General features: G+C 41.3%; 13 protein-coding genes. 3 read left to right on the top strand and 10 right to left on the bottom strand.

From position 1 onward, the window contains the following. Positions 1–36 precede the first annotated feature (36 nt). Complete coding sequence (locus VB691_RS17895; RefSeq protein WP_323292879.1) at positions 37–1,887, top strand: sodium:solute symporter family protein; 1,851 nt, start codon at positions 37–39, stop codon at positions 1,885–1,887. Between the two features lie 160 nt (positions 1,888–2,047). On the opposite strand, the gene VB691_RS17890 is transcribed toward VB691_RS17895, so the two are convergent. The 6 genes from VB691_RS17890 to VB691_RS17865 all read right to left on the bottom strand — a co-directional run bounded on the left by VB691_RS17890 (position 2,048) and on the right by VB691_RS17865 (position 10,566). Further along, complete coding sequence (locus VB691_RS17890) at positions 2,048–2,545, bottom strand: chemotaxis protein CheW (protein ID WP_323292878.1); 498 nt, start codon at positions 2,543–2,545, stop codon at positions 2,048–2,050. Between the two features lie 69 nt (positions 2,546–2,614). Then, positions 2,615–5,677 (bottom strand): hybrid sensor histidine kinase/response regulator, encoded by a 3,063-nt coding sequence (locus tag VB691_RS17885; protein WP_323292877.1) that lies wholly within the window; start codon positions 5,675–5,677, stop codon positions 2,615–2,617. Positions 5,678–5,728: 51 nt separating this feature from the next. Continuing rightward, positions 5,729–8,107 carry a methyl-accepting chemotaxis protein gene (locus VB691_RS17880; protein ID WP_323292876.1) on the bottom strand — a complete coding sequence of 793 codons (2,379 nt, stop codon included), beginning with the start codon at positions 8,105–8,107 and terminating at the stop codon, positions 5,729–5,731. Positions 8,108–8,124: 17 nt separating this feature from the next. Continuing rightward, positions 8,125–8,628 (bottom strand): chemotaxis protein CheW, encoded by a 504-nt coding sequence (locus VB691_RS17875; RefSeq protein ID WP_323292875.1) that lies wholly within the window; start codon positions 8,626–8,628, stop codon positions 8,125–8,127. Positions 8,629–8,812: 184 nt separating this feature from the next. Then, the gene (locus tag VB691_RS17870; RefSeq protein ID WP_323292874.1) at positions 8,813–9,172 is read right to left on the bottom strand and encodes a response regulator; all 360 of its coding nucleotides are present in this window, start codon (positions 9,170–9,172) and stop codon (positions 8,813–8,815) included. A gap of 125 nt (positions 9,173–9,297) precedes the next feature. Beyond that, entirely contained in the window at positions 9,298–10,566 is a 1,269-nt protein-coding gene (locus tag VB691_RS17865; RefSeq protein ID WP_323292873.1) for a response regulator, read from the bottom strand. Between the two features lie 547 nt (positions 10,567–11,113). Here VB691_RS17865 and VB691_RS17860 point away from each other — a divergent pair. After that, positions 11,114–11,311, top strand: coding sequence for a hypothetical protein (locus VB691_RS17860; protein WP_323292872.1), 198 nt, complete (start codon positions 11,114–11,116; stop codon positions 11,309–11,311). Between the two features lie 76 nt (positions 11,312–11,387). On the opposite strand, the gene infB is transcribed toward VB691_RS17860, so the two are convergent. From infB to rimP, 4 genes are all read right to left on the bottom strand, one after another. Continuing rightward, entirely contained in the window at positions 11,388–14,417 is a 3,030-nt protein-coding gene (infB, locus tag VB691_RS17855) for a translation initiation factor IF-2 (RefSeq protein ID WP_323292871.1), read from the bottom strand. 194 nt (positions 14,418–14,611) lie between these two features. Continuing rightward, entirely contained in the window at positions 14,612–14,857 is a 246-nt protein-coding gene (locus tag VB691_RS17850) for a YlxR family protein (RefSeq protein WP_323292870.1), read from the bottom strand. A gap of 6 nt (positions 14,858–14,863) precedes the next feature. After that, complete coding sequence (gene nusA / locus VB691_RS17845) at positions 14,864–16,114, bottom strand: transcription termination factor NusA (RefSeq protein ID WP_323292869.1); 1,251 nt, start codon at positions 16,112–16,114, stop codon at positions 14,864–14,866. A gap of 41 nt (positions 16,115–16,155) precedes the next feature. Then, positions 16,156–16,611, bottom strand: coding sequence for a ribosome maturation factor RimP (rimP, locus tag VB691_RS17840; protein ID WP_323292868.1), 456 nt, complete (start codon positions 16,609–16,611; stop codon positions 16,156–16,158). A 206-nt stretch (positions 16,612–16,817) separates the two neighbouring features. Between rimP and VB691_RS17835 the strand changes: the two genes are divergently transcribed. Next, on the top strand, positions 16,818–17,408 hold the full coding sequence (locus VB691_RS17835) for a Uma2 family endonuclease (protein ID WP_323292867.1): 591 nt from the start codon (positions 16,818–16,820) through the stop codon (positions 17,406–17,408). The last annotated feature ends 14 nt before the right edge of the window (positions 17,409–17,422 follow it).

Genomic DNA, 17,422 nt, shown 5'->3' with positions numbered 1-17,422 from the left:
ACCAAACTTTAATTAAAATAACTTAAAATTCAAACTATGCAACCGATTGATTGGATTATTATCGTAATTTATCTCATCGCCACAATGGTGTTGGGGTTATTTTTGTCTCACAAAGAAAGCAAACCCTCGACTACAGGGGAGGAAAAAGAACCTAAAAGTCTGGTTGATAACCTCTTGGCTGGAAGAAACCTCCCTTGGTGGTTAGCGGGAACCAGTATGGCCGCCACAACTTTTTCTATTGATACTCCCTTGTATATTTGTGGTGTGGTGGCAACTAGAGGCATTGCAGGGAACTGGGAATGGTGGAGTTTTGGTATTGCCCATATTGTCTTAATTTACATCTTTGCGGGGCTTTGGCGGCGTTCTGAAGTGGTGACTGATGCGGAATTAACAGAACTGCGTTATGGTGGCAACACGGCAGCCATTTTACGGGCGACAAAGGCCTTTTTATTTGCAGTTCCCATCAACTGTATTGGTATTGGATACGCTATGTTAGCGATGGTTAAGGTGGTAGATGCCTTGCAATTATGGCAAAGTTTAGGTTTTAATCCTGGAGAAGCAGGGAAACTTTGGACGGTGATTTTTTTGAGTATCTTTGTTCTCATTTACACCGGATTTTCGGGGCTTTGGGGTGTGGTGATTACAGATTTCTTTCAGTTTTTTCTAGGTTTATTGGGGGCGATGATTGTAGCAGGTATTGCCCTTCATGATGTGGGAGGAATACATCAATTAATTCCCAAGGTTCAAGCGGTAACAGATTTTGATGTTTTATCCTTTATTCCTCTTACTAATAATGGGGGTTTTGGGTTTACTTGGAATGATGCAGCAGGGATTACAGCGACGACATTTTCGGCCTATTTGTTTGTGCAATGGTGGTCATTTCGTCGTAGTGATGGGGGTGGTGAATTTGTGCAAAGACTGTTAGCTGTTAAAGGAGATACGGAGGCAGCAGCTAAAAAAGAAGCGGAAAAAGCGACTTGGTTTTTTAATATTTTGCATTACATTGTTAGAACTTGGCCCTGGATTATTACGGCATTAGCTGCAATGGTTTTATTACCTAAGTTAGAAGACCCAGAATTGGCTTATCCAACCCTGATGTTAAAGTATTTACCCTCTGCTTTATTGGGTTTAGTTGTGGCTTCATTAATTGCTGCTTTTATGAGTACGATTTCTACCTCAATTAACTGGGGGGCTTCTTATTTAACTAATGATCTCTATCGTCGTTTTCTCCGTCCTCAAGCTTCTGATTTTGAGTTAACCAATGCTGTGAGAATATCATCAGTTTTAGTGACAGTTTTCGGCTCAATTGCTGCCTTTTATGCTACGGATATTACGACAGTTTTTCGTTTAGTAATTGCCATTGGAACAGGGCCAGGCTTAGTATTGATTTTACGCTGGTTTTGGTGGCGCATTAATGCTGCAGCCGAGTTATCAGCAATGATTGCAGGGTTTGTTATTGGTTTGGTTACAACAATTAATCCTGAAATTAATAATATTTTTCCTGACTTTGGTTGGCGGTTATTAGGCATTTCTGTTATGACTGCGGTGGTATGGATAACTGTTATGTTTTTAACTCCGCCTGAAGATGAAGAAACCCTCTTAAATTTCTATACTCTGGTTCGTCCAGGGGGAATTGGTTGGCGACATCAACAATATAAAACAGGGTTAAAATCAACCCAAGATTTAAGAATTGATCTCCTAAAAGTTGTGGCAGCTACTTTATTAATGTTTGGTAGTATGTTTGCGATAGGTGGCTTTTTACTCTTGCAATCTATGACCGGATTTATATCATTAACTATCGCCGTTGTTGGAGGAATTTGGTTGCGTCAATTGAATAAAAAACATATTGTATATATGTCTAAACCTGGATCAAATGATGGATTTTAAGATAATGGTTCAACAATTGACAATGAACAATGGACAATTGACAATTACCTCTACCTTTTAGGTAGAGGATTGAAAATAAGGAAAATTTTTTTAATTTCTCCCCTTAAAAGAGGAGGTTTTAAACCAAATTAACCAATTATCAATTGTCAATTGTCAATTGTCAATTGATAATGGATAATTGATCAACATCTAACAAAAATAAAGGCTCTTGATTAGGAACTTGAATCATGGTAGAACTAATACAATTAATATTACCTTGGGTCAAATAAATTTCGGGTAATGCCATAAATGCAGATGCAGGAATACGACGCAGAGATGGGGGCGAATCTATTGGTAATCCGACAATTTTATGGGCTTGATTTTGGATAACTAATAAAAAACGTTGTTCATTAATAGTTTGCTCTGGGGACATTGATGTTATACCAAAGATACAACGAGCAACATCAATTACTAATAATTCTTGGTCTTGATAATGGGTTAAACTAATACCTGTCTCTTGAGGATCACCATAAACTTTGCCCATTGTTACGACTTTTTGAACTGCATCAATAGGTAAAGCAAACCATTCTTTACCCAAGATAAAAGCAATCATTTGTTGAGTTTTTTCTAGTTTTTGCTCAGCCAAACGGCGAGAACGACGAGGAGTGTAAATTGTCATATTTTTTACCTTAATGTGAATAAAAATAAGTGACAAGTAAGAAATTTTTTACTTTTTACTTTTTACTTCTTACTTAACTAAAGATGCTTTGATTAACTGTTCAAGAGTGGCTAATAATTCAGTTTCCTTAAACGGTTTAGAAAAATAAGCAGACGCGCCTAAATTCATGGCTAGTTGACGATGTTTATCCCCACTACGAGAAGTTAACATCACCACAGGAACATATTTAAGCATGGAGTCAGATTTTAGATGAGATAATAAGCCATAACCATCAAGACGGGGCATTTCAAGATCACTAATAATCAATTGAACCCTGGATGATAAACCCCCTTGCAGCTTTTCTAAGGCATCTTGACCATCTTTCGCTTGTTCCACCTGATAACCCGCTTTTTCCAGGGTTAAAGCCAAGAAACGACGCACATTAATCGAATCATCCACAATCATAATGATAGGAGCGATCGCATCAGTCAACCTCAGATCTAAGTCCGTCAGGTTTTGAGGTTGCGATCGCAAGGATGAACGATTTTCCTCATTGATCCAACGTAACAAAGCGGTTGCATCTACCAAAGGAACGACGCGACCATCTCCTAAAATAGTACAACCAGAAAACCCAGGGGGCATTCCTAAATTCCCTTCCACCTGACGAATAGTAACTTCTTGTTCACCCCAATAGCGATCAACCTGAATCCCCACAAAATCATGACCTTGAGCTACCATTAAAACGGTAGGTTGATCAATGACAGGCATTCCTTCTGTGAAGGCGATCGGATGAGAACGAGCAAAATCCAATTGTTGCCCTAAAGCAATCAGGGGAACTAACTGACCATCCCAATTAAGTACATTTTGTCCTGTTCCCATCATCATCATTTCAGGGTCAAGACTAATCATTTCTTCAATCACACTATTAGGAAAAGCTAACAGCATTCCGCCACTTTCCACCAATAATACCCGTATCACTGACAAAGTAAAGGGAACCGTCAGGACAAAGCTTGTTCCTTGGCCTGGTTTGGTGGCCACGGCAATTTCTCCCCGAATTTGACGCAGGTTAGTGCGTACCACATCCATACCCACACCCCGGCCTGATAAGTCTGTCACGGCCTCAGCAGTAGTAAACCCTGGCTCAAAAATAAGATCTAATAACTCTTTATTGGTTGCTTCTGCGAGATCAGACTGATCTAACCCCATTTGTAAGGCCTTAACTCTGATTTTATCTAAATTAATCCCCGCCCCATCATCTTGAACCGTAATAATAGTTTTATTTCCCCGATAAGTGGCACTAATTTCAATAGTTCCGGTTTCGGGTTTTCCTGCTGCTTGACGCACTTTAGGGGTTTCGATGCCATGATCAAAGGCATTGCGTAAAAGATGTAATAAGGGGTCATTTAAAGCATCTAAAATGGTTCGATCCACCAAAGTAGATCCCCCTTTAATTTTCAAATCCACCTGTTTACCGTATTGGAGTGCCATTTGTCGTAACCCCATGGGAAAACGCCCCACCAAATCAGCAATGGGACGCATTCGCAATTGGGTGATGGTGGTTTGCATTAATTTAAAGGTGCGGGAAAAAGCCCGTGAAGATCCTTCTGTTTCGTCTAAGTTGGTCTGAAGATCCCTAGTTACTTCCTGAAGTTGTACCATTGTATCCATCATTTCTTGGGACGCGACATGAAGATCACTATAACGATCCATTTCCAACAGATCGAAGTCTTGAAGGCTTAATTGCCCTGATTTAAGGGTTGAATCTTTGTCAGGCGATCGCTCTCCCACTTGCTCATAAGTGTTTCTGAGATGGGCGTTAGATTGTTCTAAAGTTTGTACTCTGTCGCTTAACAATTCAATGAGATTTCGTAAGCGTTTTAGTTGTAAATTTGAGCCATTGCGTTCAATGGTAAGTTCCCCAAACAAATCACTGAGGGCTTCTAATTGCTTGATAGGGACACGAATTGTCCCTTGTTCTTCCTCTCTGTCCATGTCTTCTGTAGTCGCAACAGAAGGGGGAATAATAAAGTCGTTGGCCGTTTCGGTTTCATCGGCGTTTAACTGGGCCAAAAATTCCTGGGCCTCCTCCGTAAATTCGGCAGTGGTGACATAGGATTTTAAGGCATCTGAGGTCATGAGAATGTTTAATTCTTCCGTTTCCTGTTCCAATTCCCAAGGTAGAGGTAAAGTAGTCTCTCCTGGAAGTTGTGGCGACTCATCCCTAAACACAGGTTGGGGAGTACCAGAGGAGAAAAAACCAGAGGAGGGAAACCCAAAGGATAAGGGCGTATCTTCTAAATCTACAAAGCTATTATCCCAGATTTCTGATTCTGCATCAGCGAGAGAGAGTGACAGATTATCTTCAATAGCTGGCATAGAGGAAAGATGGGACAAATCGAGTTCTGTCGGCATCATTTCCCTCTGTCCAATGATCACCATGGCCTGCGATCGCCGCCAAGCTTGTAACCCTAAAGGGGCAATAGTTTTAATTTGCTCCTGATGGGTTTCTAACCCCTGGATAATGGATTGACAGAGAGCAGAAAATGCGTCTAGTTGTAGCATTTGCCCCAACCCTTCTAATTCTTGGGCCGCAATCAAAAATTCCTCCAGTAAACATGGCTGTTGGGGGTTCTCTAACACTGATTCTAAGCGTTGCAAACAGCCTTCTACTTCCGTTTGAAACATCAGCAAGACCATATCTTCCCCTGCTTCTTCTGATAACAAGCTTGTGGCATCTTCCGGTTGAGGATCACCCAAACGCTCATAAAGAGCAGCCATCACCGGGTTAACCTGGGTTTCTAACCAAGATCGGTCAATATCTATCCCCTGACGATTCCATTGAGCTACCTGACGCAGATGGTCAATACTGGTTAAAAATAGGCTTTCTAAGCTTCGATCAACCCGATGAGAACCCCCCACCTTAAGGACTTTCAAAAAGTCTTCTAAACGGTGAGCTAAGTCTGATAGGGTGTGAAATCCCATCATGGCCGCCCCACCTTTGATCGAATGGGCGGCCCTTAATGCTCCGTCCATTTTTTGACGATCAACCCCATCGGTAGCTAACCCTAATAAACCCGATTCTAAAGCATTTAAGTATTCCTGAGCTTCCCCCAGAAATTGCCACCTAATTCCTTGTTCCTTATCCTTAGCCATGATTTCCTCCCTTTTGCCTGCTTGCACTGAGCGTTGTCGAAGTGTTGCCTCCTAATTCACCTTAAATGTCCCCACAGAGGCTTGTAATTGATTTGCGATCGCAACAGTTTCTTGTAGGGAACCGGAAACTTGACGGGAAGAATCAGAGGTTTTTTGCGAAACTTTAGCCACTTCTTCCATTAATTGCGTCACAGACTGGGAGGTGTGGGCCTGGGATACGGTAGCTTGGGAGATGGACTCTAATAATTGATCGATTTGGCGGGAAACTTCCACAATTTGCCCTAAACTAGCTTTCGTTTTCTCTGCCAAACGGGTTCCTTCAACCACCTGGGTTGTCCCTAATTCCATCGCTTCTACCACGGCTGAGGTTTCTTGTCGAATGGTTTCCACAATTTTCTCAATTTCTTTGGTGGCTGCTGCTGACTGGGCCGCTAATTGTCCCACTTCTTCCGCAACTACTGCAAAGCCTCGGCCTTCTTCTCCGGCGCGGGCTGCCTCAATACTGGCATTAATAGCGAGTAAGTTGGTTTGTAGGGCAATTTGGTTAATTAAAGAAACAACTTTAGAAATCTGTTGGGAAGATTCCCCTAACCGCTTCACTTTCTTCGTAGTTTCAGCCACTGTATCCCGTAATTGGAAGATATTGGCTACGGTTTGTTCCATGTCGGCCCCGCCCATTTCTGCGGTAGTTGAGGCGGTTTTTGCTACTGCGGCGGCGGCTTTAGCGTTATCTGCCACCACTTGAATTGATTGGGTCATTTCTTCCACAGAATTCAAGGTTTGGGTGATTTGAGACGCTTGGGCGATCGCTTCAGAGGCTAATTGACGAATTGACCCCTCATTGGTGGTAATAGAACTATTTACCTGGGTTGCTGTCTGTTTTACCTGACTCACAACATCCCGTAAACTTTCCACAATGGAGTTAAAGAAATCCGCAACAATGCCAATTTCCCCGGCACTAATTTCGGCCCGTACTGTTAAATCACCTTCTGAAGCACCTTCTACTTCTGTGAGGAGTTTAATCAGTTCCCGTTGTAGTTTTTCACTCCTTTCTCTTTCTTGTTCTGCTAATTCACTTTGTTGACGGGCAAATGCGGCTTGATCTTCTTTTTCCCGTTGGGCTGCTGCTTGTTGTTCGATTAATAATTCTTGGATCTGTTGCGCCATAGTATTAATATCAGACCCCAGTTGAGCAATTTCATCATCCCCAACAACTTGAACCCGTTGTGCAAAGTCCCCTTCTCCTAATCGTTTAACCACCTGACTTGATTGTAAAATGGGACGGGTGGCACGATTGGCAACAATTACCGCAATTATGCCCACAATTAACGATGTAGCTGCTGTTCCTAACAATAATAACCACCGTAGCTGTTTTTGGGAGGCAAACACAATATCCGCATCGGTGGCAATAATAGCACGCCAATTAAGATCCGGTAAGCCTTCAAATTTAATGGGTGGAGCATAGGCCAACAGTTGTTCTGTCTGGGCTTTCAGATTTTGACCAGGGATAACATTAGCCTTGTTTTGTTGTTCAAGTTGTTCAATAATTGGGAAAATTTGGGCAGCGTCAATGGCTTTATATTCATCGGTGCGGTTAGTCATTGCTTTTCCACTGGACAGAGTTTGAACCACATATTCCCCTTCTGGCCCTAAAAAGATTTGTCCATCACCATTAATTAAATAAAAGGTTTGTCCTTCAGTTCTATAGTTATTAATGATTTTTTCTAAGGATTTTACAGGCATACGGGCCCGAATAAAGCCAATGGGTTTACCTGTAGCTGGATCTTTAATAGTAGAGGCCGCATAAACATTAAAGGTTCCTTCTGTTGTTGAAATAGAAGGCTGACTTAAGACGGGGCCATTAATTTTTAGGGCAGCTTTAACATAGGTTCGGTCAATATGATTTTTTAAGGGAGTTCCTGCTGTTTGAGCAATGACATTTCCTTTGATATCAAACACGGCAATACTATCATAAAGGCCGTAAGCTTTTAAAACATTAGTCAGGGCTGCATCTTTTTCTTCTCTGGTTGCAGTTTCTCTCCATTTCGGGTTTGTAAAAATATCCAAACTAGCCATGGCTTGAATATCGGAAAAACGATCCTTCATATAAACGTGAATCTTATCCTGTAATTGAGTCACATTTGTTTTTTCAAAGGTATCAATTTGTCGATTAATTGACTGGTTGGCTAAAGTATAAGCAATTCCACCAACTGCCATAACGGGTAAGGTTCCTATGGCGATCGCTAATAGGGTTGCTTTGGCTCTAATGCCCCATTTTTTGTGGTTCATCTTGGCATTTGATTCAGCTATCCTCGGCAAAATGTTGGGGTTTTCTACACTATTGAAGGTAACTTCTTTTTCGATAATAATCGGTTGGTTATTATCATCGACAGGGGTTAGGTTTCCGTTATTATTATTCGTGGCAGTCATGGGTTAATTCCTTTAATTTAAGATAAATTGTGCTGTAAAATGGGCGCATTAAGAATGGCTTCAGGAGATAAAATTAGTAAAATTTGTCTTTCTTGGGCAATACATCCCTGTAAATAAGGTGTTAACTCTGGTTCAACAGTTCCAATGGGAGACTGTATTACTTCTTTGGGGAAACGAATGACCCCTTTAACTGCTTCTACTGCTAATCCTAGGGCATTATTTCTGGAGCGAATAATGGCAATAGAATACTGTTGAAGTTCCAAACCTAATGGCTGTAAACCGAGTAACAAAGCTAAGTCAATTACCCAAAAAATACGACTTCTTTGATTCAATAATCCCAACAAACAAGAGGGCATATTTGGCATTATTGTTAAACGATAGGCTGAAGTAATTAATACCTCTTGCGTCATGTTCATGGGTAGGGCTACTTGAGTTTGACTGTTGATTTGCAGTTGAAGATAGGGATCACCAACTGCTTTTTTTGAGCGCAAGGTTTGAGTTTCCGAAATTGGAAGATTCATATAAACTTTTGGGAGGTTTACGATAATCTTAATGGGTATTATTGACTTAAATATTATTAGCCAATTAAACCAGAAAAGAGATAGTAAAGTTAGGATATTTCCCTTTCTTTCTACTCTCTATTTTTAGGGAAAACTGAAAGAAGTTTTGTCCTACAAAATAACTTAAATAGGATTGCTAGATTATTTATTCAACAGATTTTACAGCCCTAACTAATTGTTCTTTGGTAAAGGGTTTTGTAATATAAACATCTGCCCCTTGTTTCATAGCCCACATTCGATCTAAATCTTGATTTTTTGAAGTACAAACCACAATAGATAAATCCTTTGTATCGGGATTTTTCTTTAAACTACGACACAATTCTAAACCACTCATCCCTGGCATTACTAAATCAGTTACCACAATATCAGGTTTATGTTGTTCAACTTTTCCGAGGGCATCTTTCGCATCGTTGGTACTGATAACAGTATAACCACTATCCCGCAAGTAATCACTAATTAACTCCATTTCCGAGATGGTATCTTCCACGACTAAAACTTTAGACATCGCTATATATCCTCAAAATAGAACCGTTGAAAAGGGTAGACTAAATCAGTTGCCTACTCTTAATGTTCCCCAGATTTACCGAAAAATTAACAGGTTGACTAATTTTCTTTTTTCTCTTGGGTTATCTAAGTCAAATAACGAAAGACCATTTTTAATAAATCAGCTTGACTAAAGGGCTTTGTCAAGTAGTCTGATGCTCCAGCAACTCTCGCTTTTGCCCTATCAATTAAACCACGATTTCCCGTGACCATAACAATTGGTGTATTTTTAAATAAGGGATGATTTCTAATTAATTGACAAAGCTTATATCCATCTATTCCAGGCATTCCTACATCTAATAAAATAATATCTGGTTTAAAACGAATAATCTCTAATAAGGCTTTTTGAGAATCATTAATTGCTTGAATTGATAAATTTTGATTTTCAAGAAATCGACTAATTTCTCTCAGAATTGTTGGACTATCATCAACACAAAGTAATTTATTGTTTTTTTGGGAATTGGAGGAAGATGGCAGATTATTAAAGGTTATTTGCTCCGTTACGGGACTAGGTTTTTCTGTTTCTCCAGATTTATTAGGGAGTAAAAATTTAGTTTCAGAAAGTTGAGGCAGTTTATCAAAGGGAGCTTGAGGCTCTCTTAAAACAACAATTTTATCAAGAATTAATTGATGGAGATATTGAGCAACTTTCAGATCATCTTGATTAGTTAAAACAGCTAGTTGTCTAAAACTAAAACCCCTTAAAAATTTGCTGAGCTTTTGAATTTTTTCAGGAGAAATTTGTTGTTTTCCTTGATTTTGACTGAAAAAATAAGGTCTTTGATCTGGGGAAGTAATAACTGGATATAAGGCCGCCCAACCCCTTAATCTTTGCTTACATTCTGCAATAAAAACCTTTAAATTTAGCTTCACAAACGGCGGAATAATTTCAGTCCTTTTGATGAATTTATATTGACCATTTTTTAATAATAAAAATGAATCAAATATCTCTATATTCAAAGCTTTAACAATACTAGCAGCTTGATTCGTATTAAGATATTTTTCGGTAACTAACCAATTAATTGCTTGATATTCAGAGGGACAATCTTCAAGATTTTGCCCTTCATTATCAAAGTTTAATCTGGCTTGATTACGCACTACTGCCGTCAGAGAAGAAACTTGATAACTTAAACGACGTAAATGACGCTCTAAGCGATCAAAAGAGTCTAGAGAATGGTTAGCATAAATCAGTTCCCCTGCTTGCACATAAATACGCCAGGTTACTGAATTATAGGACAAAATTAAACATCCGCTGGCTTGCGCTTGGGCAATTCTTCCTAAAAATTTGATGGGAGAGAAACTCGGAGTTTCTTCTATCTGATTTAGAGGAATCTTCTTCACAATTTCTAAAGTCATAGTTTTGCTTGATTAATGACAAAAAATCAAAAATTTTGATGAGGATAAATTTTGTTTGTTTCATCCAATCAAATAGATATTTTTAAACTTAAAACTTTCTCGGCAAATCATCAGACAATTAATGTCCTGATTTTTTCTATTATATTATTTGTTGTGAAGGAAAAAAAATCGTATTATTACGGATATTCTTCCTGCTTTTTAGACTTTTATTCCTGTCTTTATATTATGCTTTTAATTAATTTATCTTTCTGTGAGTGAATTCCTATAAACTCAGTGATCTCAATCACAGGTTTAGTGATCCCTAATGTTAGTGCAAGCCAGAGGGCGCAAGCATTGCGCCCCTACAATATGCCCTACGCCCTCTCTTTGATAACTATTAGTTTAGATAATATGTAATTCTGACATATTAAGATAACATTACTTAATGATCCTTTTTTGTCAAGTTTGGGTAAAATTACTGTAAAATGTCGGTAATGGCTTGATCATATATTCTGATATATAAGTTCGACCCAGTTAAGCGTTCTTCAGGGAAAACCCCTAGATTCTTATGCAATTAGGTCAAATCTTACTTAAGAAAAACTGGATTTCTTCCCATCAACTCGAAGAAACCATCAATCTGCAAACTGCTCACCAAGCCCAATTAGGAGAATTGCTGATCCAAAAAGGTTTAATTGTCAAAGATCAGCTAGAAATTGCCCTAAAAGAGCAATATTGGCGCAAGAATGGCTTCTGGGTTATTGATTAAGACTCAATTTTATTTTTAGCTTTTTCCCTCGGAAAAAGGAGTGATCCCCTATGAAACCATAGGGGATATTTTAATACTAACTGGTTTTTCCAGCTAAAATACGACGTTTCGTCACCATTTCATAGGCTTCGATCTGATCGCCTTCTTGCCAGTTACTAAACTTATCAATGCCGATACCGCATTCGTATCCGGCATTAACTTCTCGTGCATCTTCCTTCATCCGTTTTAGGGAATCAAGGATGCCTTGATAAATCACATTACTACCGCGACGCACTCTGATGAAACGGTTACGCACCACTTTACCCGATTGTACATAACAACCAGCGACAGCCCCTCGTCCCACAGGGAAGACGGCACGGACTTGGGCTTCTCCTAGGGCAGACTCGACTTCTTCGGGTTCGAGTAACCCTTCCATCGCGCCTTGGATGTCATCTAGGAGCTTGTAAATAATATCATACTCCCGAATATCCACCCCTTCTTGGTCTGCTACTGCCCTTGAACCACTGGCCAAGGTCGTATTAAAGCCCACAATCACCGCGCCACTAGCAGCGGCCAGATCTACATCCGTTTCCGTAATTTCACCGGCCGAAGCCAACAGAATACGGATTTGTACCTCATTTTGTGGTAATTGTTCTAAGGACCCTAAGATCGCCTCAACAGACCCCTGAACATCGCCTTTAAGGATTAAATTGAGTTCTTTGAGTTCTCCTTCTTGGGCTTGGGCCGATAGGGTACTAAGGGTGATACGACGAGAGGACATGGACTGTTGTAATCTTGTCTGACGCTGGTTTGCTGCATTTTGCTCAGCGATGAGACGGGCTTCTTTTTCGTTAGGATAGACATCAAATTCGTCCCCAGCAGCAGGTACGCTGTTCAGTCCTAAAATCTCCACCGCAAAGGATGGAGTTGCAGCCTCAACTTTGTTACCACGATCATCAATCATGGCGCGGATTTTACCAAACACTGGGCCAGCGACGATCGCATCTCCTACCCTTAAGGTCCCATTTTGCACCAGGAGGGTGGCCACAGGGCCGCGAGTCCGATCTAAATTGGCCTCGATCACCGTTCCTTTAGCGAGACGATCCGGGTTAGCCACTAATTCTTCTACTTCTGAGACGAGCAGTAGCATTTCCAACAAAGTATCCAGATTTTCCCCTTTAAGTGCGCTCACGGGAACCATGATGGTATCTCCGCCCCATTCTTCAGGGACTAAGGACAAGTCTGAAAGTTCTTGTTTAATGCGATCGGGGTTTGCTTCTGGCTTATCAACTTTATTAATGGCCACCACAATTGGCACTCCAGCAGCTTTGGCATGACTGATAGCCTCTCTGGTTTGAGGTTGTACCCCATCATCAGCAGCTACTACCAGAATGGCCATATCAGTGACTCTTGCCCCTCTGGCCCGCATAGCGGTGAAGGCTTCGTGACCAGGGGTATCTAAAAAGACAATTTGCTCTGGGACACCATTATGCACGATATCCACATGATAGGCACCGATATGTTGAGTAATGCCTCCCGCTTCCCCTTGAGCCACTTTCGTTTTACGGATAGAATCAAGTAGGGTTGTTTTTCCATGATCAACGTGACCCATAATTGTCACCACAGGGGGACGACGTTGGAGATATTCCAAGTCTTTCGCCTCGATCATTTCCGTATTCTTGGTTGCGGCGGATTCTACTTGGGGAACTTCCACCAAAACTCCTAATTCCTCTGCCACCATGGTAGCGGTTTCTTGATCAAGGGTTTGGGTAATATTGACCGCAATACCTTTAGAAAATAGACTCTTAATGATTTCTGTTTCGGCAATTTGCAACCTTTCAGCCAGTTCTCTCAGGGTTAAGTTGCTATCAAGAATAATTTGCTCAGGTCGTTGGCTAACCTCTTGACGTTCCCGACGGTCAGCTTTTGTTCGTTCTCCCCCTGTCTCAGCAGTTTTTAGGGTGGGTTTTTTGGGTTTATAGGCTGCAGCAACGGGTTGATTCTGAGATTTCGGTTTCGGTGGACGGGCCATCGATAAACTGACATTCAGAGACACGGGACTGGTGTCTAATTCGGACTCAAAATCTTCGTCCTCTTGATCGAGGCGTTGAGAACGGCGTTTCGCTTTGCCGACCCCTTTAGCAGCTTTGGCCTTGGTTTCCTGTTCTTCTTCCTCCTCGTCCCAAGTTTTCCGTTTTGAGATCCTTGGGGGGGCCGGACGTTTTAATTGAGGTTTTGGCTTGAGTTCAGTGTCAATGGTATCATCATCCACATCCGCTTCTTCTGGAGCTTCTGAAACGGGTTTAATGGAAGGTGCTACTAATTTGAGGGTTTCTTCTTCCCCTGACTTCAGAGATTTTGGTCGCTGTAGTTCTGGTTTTGCTTTGGGAGTAATTGAAATTGATTTGGTGAGGGGTTTTTTCCCGTCAAGGACAGCAACTTTCTCAGCATTATCAACTTTTTCCCCTCGATCTTTGGGTTTGGGCAGATTCACCTTGACCGGTTTTTGCGGCAGTTGAACCCTACTCGGCCCCTCAGAAGATGGTTTCGGTTCAATTTCTTTAGCTTTTGGGGTGGCTGCTTCAGAAGACTTCACCGGAGGCTTAAGCATTTGCGGTGGTTCTGATAAACTTACCTCTGGTTCTGGGGGGACTTCTTTTTGAGGAGTTGTCCGCACTGGCTGAGGGGTAGGCTGAGGTTTTTCGGCCGCAGCACCAACCTGGGGCTTCACTAGGGCAGGGGGAATTGGCTTTTGGGGGGGAGTAATGGTAGCAGATGGCCGAGGCTTAACAGGAGGTCTAGGCGGAGTCACTAAGGCAGAGGAAGATTCTGTCTGCGAATCTTGGGCATTCGGGGTGGGACGAGAGTTGGGTTGCTTATGATGAATGGCCAATATCTGTTGTTTCCGTTCTCCTAATGAGGACGCTTCCTCTGGTTGATGAGTTCCTTGACTGGCGACATATTTTTCCGCCATTGCCTTAATTCGTTCTGCTTGAGATTCAGTAATGGTGCTACTGTGGCTCTTAACCGCAATGTTAAGCTGTCCGCAAATTTCCAAGATGTCTTTGTTCTCTAAATTCAATTCTTTCGATAAATCGTAAATTCTAACTTTTTGTGCGTTGTTCATCCACTATCCCCCTGACTAGGTTGTTGCTACATTGATTGCTGAGACTCCCGATTAAAGGCACGGGTAAGCTCTGGGTTTGAGCCGTTCCATTTTACTTTGATCATGATGATGATTTGGAAAACAAGGTTCTCTCCTATGCTAACGATTAAAAGTCCTATATGATCTACTTTTTTTGAGAAAGTTATCTGAGGATTCTATTTTAAACGCCCCCACAATTGTTGATAAATACTATCGGGGGGTGAGGCTTTGAGGGCCCGTCCTAAGCGATTTTTTTTGTGGGCAAGCCGCAAACAACTTTCTTGAGGACATAAATAGGCTGATCTTCCCATTCCCTGATCTAATTGTACCTGCCGAGATGGATAGACTCGCACAATTCGCCAAAATGCTTCTTTGGGAGCAACTTTACGGCAACTGATACAACGTCGATAATTGGGCTTCATGGGGGACTATTCGGCTTCACTGAGAGTTGAGGTTAAGATTTCTGACTTTTCTTCGGGTTGTTCCCATTCATCAGTTAATTCCTCCTCTTCTTCTAGGACGCGCTGTTTTTGTTGTTCGAGTTGAGCTTGATAGGCAACGACATCTTTGATATCAATTTTCCATCCGGTTAAACGGGCGGCTAATCTGACGTTTTGTCCTTCTTTGCCAATAGCTAAGCTTAATTGATCTTCGGCTACTAATACTATGGCATGACGCTCATCAGGATTAATTAACACTACTTCATCAACTCTAGCTGGACTGAGGGCATTGGCGATGTAGGTTGCTGGATCTGGTGACCAACGAATGACATCGATTTTTTCTCCCCTGAGTTCATTGACCACCGCTTGAATACGTGATCCCCTCGCCCCAATACAAGCCCCAACAGGATCGACATCTCTCTCTAAGGTATCAACAGCAATTTTGGTTCTGGGGCCGACATTGCGGGAGGGGGGGTTGGCTTCACGGGAAACGGCGACGATCCGCACGATTTCTTCTTCTATTTCGGGGACTTCTACGGTGAACATATCTACCACTAACCCGGCAGCAGCACGGGAAACAATTAATTGTGGCCCCCGATGAGATCCTTCTCGAACTTTTTTGATGAGGACTTTAAAGGCGGCATTGGCCCGATAATTGTCGTTGGGTAACTGTTCCCGTTTGGGTAAGGCGGCTTCTACTTCGGGTTGACCAAAGGCACTTTGAACGGCGACGATCACGTCTTGTCTTTCAAATCGCATAACTCTGGCATTGACAACAGTGCCTTCTAGTTCATTGAATTCCTCTTGAATCAGTTTGCGCTGTTGATCCCTGAGTTTTTGTAGCAGGACTTGTTTGGTTTGAATGGCGGCCATGCGCCCAAAGTCCCGTTGTTCGGGAGTGACATCTAAGACGACTTCATCCCCTAATTCTGCTTCAGCAGCGACTTCTTGGACTTCTTCTAGGGAAATATGATGATCGGTGTTATCAACGGTTTCGACAATTCTTTTGGTGGACAGAATGCGAAACCCTTCTTCTTCGGTATCTAGTTCGACTTCAAAGTTATCAAAGTAGTCGTCATGGAATTGTTGACGATCTAGGCTTTGGGAACGGCGAAATCGTTCATATCCTTTTAAAAGAGCTTCTCTTAGGGCTTCTTGAACCGCGGGTTTTGGTAAATTGTGACCCTGGCTAATTTCTTCAATCATACGAGTTAAGCCTGGTAAACTGACGAGAGACATAAATAGACACCTCCTTGGCTATTAAATGGGCATGACTAGGGTTAGTCATCTAGTTGGACATGGGCGATTAAGGAACAGGGAATGGTGATTACTCGTCCTTTTTGGCTGATCTGAATGGCTTCTGAGTCTCGCCCCCTGAGTTGACCTCGCCATTCTGTTTGCTCTAAATAAGGGGCCTTGGTTTTGACGCTTACGGCAAATCCTTTAAAGGTAATGAAGTCCCGCTCGCTGTTCAGTTGTCGAGAAATTCCTGGACTTGAAATCTCTAGTAAATAAGCCCCTGGAATGACTTCAGCTTCATCTAGTATGGTTTCTAAGACCCGACTGACTTTTTCGCAGTCGTCTAAGCTAGTATCACTGGTTAGGTTGCGAATATCAATCCGTAAAATGGGGGGGCGTTTGTTGGTTTGAAAAACCGCGTCCACTACTTCTAACCCCATTTCTTGGACAATGGGGCTTGCTAAATCGATAATTTGCGGAATCAGAGGATGGGTCATTGCTCAGACAATAAAAAAAGCGGGTTCTGACCCACTTCCTTTTTACTTTGTTAATGTGCCTTAGTCCTTCAGTCTAGCAAATCTTGTGCAACATCTCAAAATCGATCTTCGCTGTGATAGCTGTTTTCCTTGGGATGAGGTCGAGAATTATTGGTTTTAGGGAATGGATAATAAGGATATAATTATCGATAAAGAGGTAAATATTTATGATGATACAAACACAAGAAACCAAACTTTATACCCCTCAAGAATACCTTGAATTGGAAATACATTCTGAAGAACGGTATGAATACATTAATGGAGAAATTATCCCCATGACAGGCGGAACCCCCAATCATAATAAAGTGGCTCTAAATTTTGCCAGTGCGCTTAATTTGGGTTTGAAACGTCAACCATTAGACATTTTTATGACAGATCAAAGAATCTGGATTCCGGCAAAACGTATCTATACTTATCCTGATGTTATGGTAATTGCTCAACCAATTGAATATGTTGAAAATAGAAAAGATACTTTAATTAATCCCTTGTTAATTGCTGAAGTATTATCAAAATCTACTCAAAGTTATGATAAGGATGAAAAATTTGCTGCCTATCGAACGATTAGCAGTTTTCAAGAATATTTGTTGATTGATCAATACAAAATTCATCTGGAACATTATCTTAAAACTGAACCCCGTCAATGGTTATTTACTGAGTATGATAATCCTCAAGACATCATTTATCTATCATCAATTAACTTTAAATTTGAACTGGCAGATCTCTATGACAAAGTAGATTTTTCAGTCACAGAAGAATAAAAAAAGTGATCAGC

The sequence above is a fragment of the Crocosphaera sp. XPORK-15E genome (assembly GCF_034931425.1).
GTDB lineage: Bacteria > Cyanobacteriota > Cyanobacteriia > Cyanobacteriales > Microcystaceae > UHCC-0190.
The sequence above is the reverse complement of the archived record's forward strand: the minus strand, read 5'-3'. Positions and strand labels throughout refer to the sequence as shown.